Consider the following 6782-nt stretch of genomic DNA (forward strand, 5'->3'; position numbering starts at 1 on the left):
CCTTCCGCCCCGCATTTCTTTCTGGAGTTCAGTGTTCATGGGCGCGACGCGCGACGGCATCAGGGCCTGGCAGGGCCCGGCGGTTCTTACCTTCGGGTTCCGGCCCTTCTTCCTGCTTTCGGCTGTCTGGGCCGCGCTGGCGGTGCCGATCTGGGTTGCGTCCTTCGTTCTCGGCGACGGGACCATCGGCGGCGCGGACGGGCGGCTGTGGCACACCCACGAGATGCTGTTCGGCTACGGCGCCGGGGTCATCGCCGGCTTCCTGCTGACGGCGGTGCCGAACTGGACGGGCCGTCTTCCGGTCTCCGGATGGCCGCTGGCCGGTCTGGTGGCCCTGTGGCTGGCCGGCCGCCTCGCCGGCTTCCTGCCGCCTGGCGCGGGTCTGTTCGCCATCGTCGCCGACGTGGCCTTCCTCGTCGTCTTCGCGGCCCTCATCTGGCGCGAGATCCTGGCGGCGAAGAACCGTCGCAACCTGCCGGTGGCGGTGATGGTCAGCGTGCTGGCCTGCGCCAATGTCGCCTTCCACGCCTCGGCGCAGTGGCCCGAAGCGGGGCCTCATGCGGAGCGGGTCGCGGTCGCGGTGATCACCGCCCTGATCGCCCTGATCGGCGGCCGCATCATTCCGAGCTTCACCCAGAACTGGGTTCTGCCGCGCGGCCTGGCCCGGCCGACGCCGTTCGGGCTGTTCGACAAGGTTGCGCTCGTTGTCACGGTCGGCGCCCTGGCGCTGTGGGTGGCGACGCCCCAGGCCGTAACGACCGGAGCCGCCCTGCTGGCCGCGGGACTGCTAAGCCTGGTCCGCCTGCTGCGCTGGCGGGGGTGGCAGACCTGGCCGGAGTCGATGGTCTGGATCCTTCACCTCGGCTTCGTGTGGCTGCCCGTCGGTTTCCTTTTGCTCGGCGCGTCCGCCCTGGCGCCGGCGGCTGTGCCGTTCACCGCAGGCGTCCATGCCCTTACGGCCGGCGGCATCGGGGTGATGACGCTGGCGGTGATGACGCGCGCCACCCGCGGCCATACCGGGCGTCCGCGAGCCTCCGACGTCGCCACCACGGGGGTCTACACCCTCGTCCTCGCCGCTGCGGCGGTGCGGGTGGCCGCGCCGTTCCTGCCGGACCTGACGCCGGCGCTGCTCGGAGCTTCGGCGGCGCTCTGGGTGCTGGCCTTCGCCGGCTTTGCGGCGGTCTACGGGCCGATGCTGGTGCGGAAATCCCTCTGAGCCGACTTGCGGCGGCGCAAAGCGTCGGGCGGCGTCCGGACGGAAGGTGCGGCCATGAAACCGGTCAGTTTCCCGTCCGATCTGAACGGCTACGCCGAGCCGTTCGCGCTGGCGCCGACGGCAGGTCGGCCGGGCCTGCGCCTGCTGGGGGCCGTCGCGACCGCGGCGGCGGCGATCGGGGTGGTCCTGCCGCTGTGGCCGACGACGCCGTTCGCCCTGCTGGCGGCCTGGGCCTTCGCCCGCTCCTCGCCGCGGCTGGAGGCCTGGCTGCGAAGCCATCCCCGCTTCGGACCGGCGATCCGCGCATGGACCGAGCGCCGCGCCATTCCGCGCAAGGCCAAGCTGGTCGCCGCCGGCAGCCTGCCGGCCAGCTGGGCCGGGCTCTGGCTGGGGGATGTGCCGATCGTCGGCCTGGCCGCCGCCGGCGCCGTGCTGCTGGCGGTCGGCGCCTGGATCCTGAGCCGGCCGCATTGAGACCGCCGAGGTTGAGCCGGCGCAAGGACGCGCCGCCCCGGCGGCGCCATCAACCCAACCGGAGACCCTGATGCCCGATTCCCCGGCGGCGGCGATCGCCTCGACCTACTTCCCCGGCGCGCGTTGCGAGAATGAGCGCTGGGTCCGTTCCGAGATGCTCGGCCTGCTCGACCACTGGTTCGACTGGCGCAAGAGCCTGTTCCCCGACGACTTCGCAGCCACGTCGGAAGCGGCGGCGGCGCCCGAGGCGCGCGCCGATCTCTCCGCGCGTCTGCAGGAACTGGCGCAGGCGCTGACGGCGGAGACCCCGACCCACACGCCCCGCTACATCGGTCACATGAAGGCGGAGATCTCGCTGCCGGCCCTGTTCGGCTGGCTGGCGGCGATGCTGCACAATCCCAACAACACCTCCCAGGAAGCCAGCCGGGTCGGTTCGGTGATCGAGACCGAGGCCGTCGCCATGCTGGCGTCCATGCTCGGCTACGATCCGGCGGAGGCGCAGGGGCATTTCACCTCCGGCGGCACGGTGGCCAATTTCGAGGCGGTCTGGCGGGCGCGCTACCGCATGGATCACTGGCTCAGCCTCGGCCTCTACGTGGCCGAGACCACGGGCGAGCCGCTGGACGTCTTCGCCGCGGCCCACATGGGCTGGGACCGGTTCCGCGAACTCTGGGACCAGCACGGCCTGACCGACGCCACCCTGCGCCGCTACAGCGCCGCCGTCGGCAATCCGGCCGCGGTCTGGGCCCGCATCGGCCGGGCGGCGGGGCGTGACTACCTCGGCCCGGTGCTGCTGGCGCCGGGAACCAAGCACTATTCCTGGCTGAAGGCGGCCAATGTCTTCGGGCTGGGCGAGGGGTCGCTGTGGAGCATCGCCCTCGACGCCGAGGGGCGGCTGGACATCGAGGACCTCGACCGGCTGATCCGCGAGGCCCGCGCCCAGGGGCGTCCGGTGCTGACGGCGGTCAGCGTGGCCGGCACGACCGAGACAAGCGAGATCGACCCGATCGACGCGGTCCACGACCGGCTGGAGGCGTGGGAGCGGGACGAGGGCGTGCACATCTGGCGGCACGTCGACGCGGCATACGGCGGTTTCCTGTGCGCCGTCCTGGGCGGGCCGGACGAGGCGGCACTGTCCCCGGCCAGCGCCGCGGCGCTGCGGGCGATCGGTCGGGCCGACTCGGTGACCATCGACCCGCACAAGCTGGGCTACGTGCCCTATGCGTGCGGAGCCTTCCTGACCCGCGACCGGGCTCGCTACGCCGTGTCGGCCTTCGACGCGCCCTATCTCGATCGGCCGGAGCTGGGCGACGGCAAGTGGGCGTCGACGCTGGAGGGCTCGCGCACGGCGGCCGGGGCGGCCGCCACCTGGCTGACCGGGCGGACGCTTGGTTTCGGGCCGGAGGGGCTGGGGACCCTGCTGGCGGAGACGGTGCGGACGGCGCGGGCCTTCCGGGGCGCGGTCGCCGCGGCTGTGCCGGAGGTGCGCTTCCTCGAGCCGGTCGACGCCAACATCGTCTGCTTCTCGCTGGCGCGGGAGGGCGAGGCCCTGTCCAGCGCCAACGCGCGCACGGCCGCCCTGTTCGACGCCATCCACGCCTCGGCCGAGCTGTCCGCCTCGCGCACGACGCTTGGCGCGGGTTATGCGCGGCTGATCGACCGCCACCTCGCCAGCTATGACGGGGTGAAGGACGCGGACGGACTGGTGCTGGTGCGCTGCGTGTTCATGAACCCCTACTGGGCCGACCCGGCCAATCGCGGCCTGCTGTTCCCGCAGATCGCCGGGTTCATCCGGCGGCACGTCGAGGCGGCGGCGCCGGCCCTGCGGGGGGCGGCCTGATGGGCGGGGCGGCGTGGCGGGGGCGAACCGGAAGGTCCGCCGGCGGGGCGGCGGCCGACCTGTTGATGGCCTTCCGCGCCGCGCCCGAGCGGGTGCTGACCGGAGCGGTCCGCGGCGTCGCCGCCCGTCGCCCGGAGGTGTTCGAGCGGCTGGGCGACGCCCGCCGGGCCGACTTCGTCATCGCTCCGACCGACTTCCCGGTCGCCTTCCGGCTGCGTCCGGACGGAAGGACAGGCGAGGTGAAGGTGGTGCGCCACGACGACGACGCGCCCTGCGCCGCCCGGATCACCGGGCCGCTGGTGCTGCTGCTGTCGCTGCTCGACGGCAGCGCCGACGCGGACGCGGCCTTCTTCTCGCGCCGGGTGCGGATCGAGGGCGACACCGACGCGACGGTCGCCCTGCACAACACCCTGGAGGCGGCCGAGCTGAGCCTGGCCGATGTGCTGGGCGTGCGGCCGCCGTTGCGCGAGCCGGTGACGCGGGGGGCGTCCGCGGCGCTGGCGGTCCTTCGCCGCCATGCAGGAGTGGCCTGACGATGGCGATCGAACTGGTCTGCCCCGCCGGCTCGCCGGCCATGCTGAGAGCCGCGGTCGAGGCGGGGGCCGACAGCGTCTATTGCGGGCTGCGCGACGACACCAACGCCCGCAACTTCCCGGGACTAAACTTCTCCCCGGCCGAGCTGGCCGAGAGCGTCGCCTGGGCGCATGCGCGCGGGGCGAAGGTGCTGACGGCGGTGAACACCTTCGCGCGGGCCGGAGCGGCCGACCGGTGGCGCGGATCGGTCGACGCGGCCGGCGAGGCGGGAGTCGACGCGGTGATCGTCGCCGACCTGGGAGTGTTGGCCTATGCGCGGCGCGCCTGGCCGGGGCTGAGGCTGCACCTGTCCGTACAGGCGGCGGCGGGCTCGCCGGAGGCCATCGCCTTCTACGCGCGCGAGTTCGGGGTGAAGCGGGTCGTGCTGCCGCGGGTGCTCAGCGTGGGCGAGATCGCCGCCCTGATGCGCGAGATCGAGGTCGAGACCGAGGCCTTCGTCTTCGGGGGCCTGTGCGTCATGGCCGAAGGACGTTGCGCCCTGTCGTCCTACGCCACCGGCCGGTCGCCGAACCTGAGCGGGGTCTGCTCGCCGCCGGAAGCGGTGACCTACACCGAGGAGGAGGGCGGGGCGATGACCTCGCGCCTGGCGGGGCTGGCGCTGGACCGGTACGCCCCCGGCGAGCCGGCCGGCTACCCGACCCTGTGCAAGGGGCGTTTCGAGGTCGAGGGCGCGCTGTCCTACCTGTTCGAGGACCCGGTCAGCCTCAACGCCATCGGACTGCTGACGGAGCTGCGCCGGGCGGGCGTGACGGCGGTCAAGGTCGAGGGCCGCCAGCGCGGCAAGGCCTATGTGGCCCGCGTCGCGGCCACCTTTCGCAAGGCCATCGACCTGCTGGAGCGCGGCGGCGATCCGTCGGAGCTTTCCGCCGAACTGACCGATCTCGCCGAGGGCGGACGTGAGACCGCCGGCGCCTACCGGAAGACCTGGAGATGACCCGCCCCGCCATCGGCCTGACCTTGGGCCCGTTGCTGTTCCACTGGTCGCCGCCGCGCATCGTCGACTTCTATGCCCGCATCGCCGACGAGGCGCCGGTCGACCGCGTCTATCTGGGCGAAGTGGTCTGCGGCAAACGCGCGCCGCTCGCAGCCCACGCCTTGGCGGAGGCGGCGGAGCGACTGACGTCCGCCGGCAAGGAGGTGGTCTGGTCGGGGCTGGCGCTGCCCGCCAGCGTCCGCGACCGACGCGGCATCGCGGCGCTGGCGGAGACGCCGGAGCTGGTCGAGGTCAACGACATCTCCGGTCTGCTGGACCGGTCGGCGCCGTTCGTGGCCGGGCCCCTGCTCAACGTCTACAACGAGGCGGCGGCTCAGGAGCTGGTCGAGCGCGGCTGCGTGCGCCTGTGCGCCAACGTCGAGCTGTCGCTGGAGGCGGTGGGAGCCATCGCCCGCGCCTGCCCGGGACTGGAGATCGAGCTCTTCGCCTTCGGGCGCGTGCCGCTGGCTCTCTCGGGCCGCTGCTACCATGCGCGACACCACGGCCTGCACAAGGACTCCTGCCAGTTCGTCTGCGGATGGGACGCGGACGGCCTGCGGCTGAGCACCCTCGAAGGGCGCGGCTTTCTCGCGGTCAACGGCGTGCAGACGCTCTCCGACGGGGTCCAGCTCGCCGACGTCGACCCCGCCGCCCTCGCGGACGCCGGGGTCGCCGCCCTGCGCCTGTCGCCGCACACGACGGACATGGCGGCCGTCGCCAGCGCCTTCCGCGCCTTCCTTGACGGTGGCGTCGACGCCGGCGGGCTGCGGGGACGGGTCGATGCGCTGGGCCTGCCCGGTCCCATCATCAACGGCTATCTGCACGGCGCGGCGGGCATGGCCTCGGTGGAGGCGCGGCCATGATCGACCACCGGCGACTGGAGGACCTGCGCGCCCAACTCGATGGCGTCGACGGGCGGATGCTCGAGCTGATGGCGGCGCGCCAGCGGCTGGTGGAGGCGGTCGCCGAGGTGAAGGGGCGGCACGCCCCGCTGCGGGACCGGGAGCGGGAACAGGCCATCCTCGCCCGCATCCGGGCGGCGGCGCTGGACGCCGGCCTGTCGCCGAAGATCGCCGTGCCGGTCTGGCGTCGCCTGCTCGAGGTCAGCGTCGAACACGAGCGGCGGGTGCTGGAGCAGGTGGAGGATCCCGGGGCCTGCTGCGGCTGTCGCGATCCGGGAGATTAGCAGGGCTGCTACGGGGAATTCCCGAGGTGATCGGTCCGCCCCGACGTGGAATGTTCCGCCCCGCACATCGAGGACCGGTTCATTGTACGACTACCAGGCTGCATTCCAGACCGCCGTTGAGCAGGTGAAGGGGGAGGGGCGCTATCGCGTCTTCGCCGACCTGAAGCGCGTGCGCGGCCGGTTTCCGAAGGCGATCCGTCGCCGCGCGGACGGGTCGGAGCAGGAGGTGGTGGTCTGGTGCTCCAACGACTACCTGGGCATGGGCCAGCATCCGGCGGTGCTGGAGGCGATGAAGGCCGAGGTCGACGCGGCCGGGGCCGGGGCGGGGGGCACGCGCAACATCTCGGGCACGACGCGCTCGGCGGTGGACCTGGAGGCCGAGCTGGCCAGCTGGCACCGCAAGGAGGCGGCGCTGCTGTTCACCTCGGGCTATGTGGCCAACGAGGCGACCCTGTCGACGCTGCAGCGCATCCTGCCGGGGCTGATCGTGTTCTCGGAC

At 73.0% G+C, this 6782-nt stretch carries 8 protein-coding genes; all 8 read left to right on the plus strand.

From position 1 onward, the window contains the following. The first annotated feature begins 37 nt into the window (after positions 1-37). Positions 38-1216 (plus strand): NnrS family protein, encoded by a 1179-nt coding sequence (locus tag BM333_RS13060; RefSeq protein WP_092312475.1) that lies wholly within the window; start codon positions 38-40, stop codon positions 1214-1216. Positions 1217-1270: 54 nt separating this feature from the next. Continuing rightward, the gene (locus BM333_RS13065) at positions 1271-1690 is read left to right on the plus strand and encodes a YbaN family protein (RefSeq protein ID WP_092312478.1); all 420 of its coding nucleotides are present in this window, start codon (positions 1271-1273) and stop codon (positions 1688-1690) included. A gap of 70 nt (positions 1691-1760) precedes the next feature. Further along, complete coding sequence (locus tag BM333_RS13070; protein ID WP_092312481.1) at positions 1761-3530, plus strand: pyridoxal phosphate-dependent decarboxylase family protein; 1770 nt, start codon at positions 1761-1763, stop codon at positions 3528-3530. Positions 3531-3595: 65 nt separating this feature from the next. Next, positions 3596-4063, plus strand: a complete 468-nt coding sequence (gene ubiT / locus BM333_RS13075; protein WP_092312484.1) for a ubiquinone anaerobic biosynthesis accessory factor UbiT — start codon at positions 3596-3598, stop codon at positions 4061-4063. Between the two features lie 2 nt (positions 4064-4065). Next, on the plus strand, positions 4066-5058 hold the full coding sequence (ubiU, locus tag BM333_RS13080) for a ubiquinone anaerobic biosynthesis protein UbiU (protein ID WP_092312487.1): 993 nt from the start codon (positions 4066-4068) through the stop codon (positions 5056-5058). Beyond that, positions 5055-5960 (plus strand): ubiquinone anaerobic biosynthesis protein UbiV, encoded by a 906-nt coding sequence (gene ubiV / locus BM333_RS13085; protein ID WP_092312490.1) that lies wholly within the window; start codon positions 5055-5057, stop codon positions 5958-5960. Before ubiU ends, ubiV begins: the two co-directional genes overlap by 4 nt. Then, complete coding sequence (locus BM333_RS13090; RefSeq protein ID WP_092312493.1) at positions 5957-6283, plus strand: chorismate mutase; 327 nt, start codon at positions 5957-5959, stop codon at positions 6281-6283. The genes ubiV and BM333_RS13090 overlap by 4 nt, the downstream gene beginning before the upstream one ends. Positions 6284-6365: 82 nt before the next feature. Next, positions 6366-6782, plus strand: a 417-nt coding sequence (locus tag BM333_RS13095) for an aminotransferase class I/II-fold pyridoxal phosphate-dependent enzyme (RefSeq protein ID WP_143105826.1), incomplete at its 3' end; no start/stop codon positions are given.

Origin of the sequence: Brevundimonas viscosa, assembly GCF_900116065.1 — a bacterium.
In the GTDB taxonomy this organism is placed as follows: domain Bacteria; phylum Pseudomonadota; class Alphaproteobacteria; order Caulobacterales; family Caulobacteraceae; genus Brevundimonas; species Brevundimonas viscosa.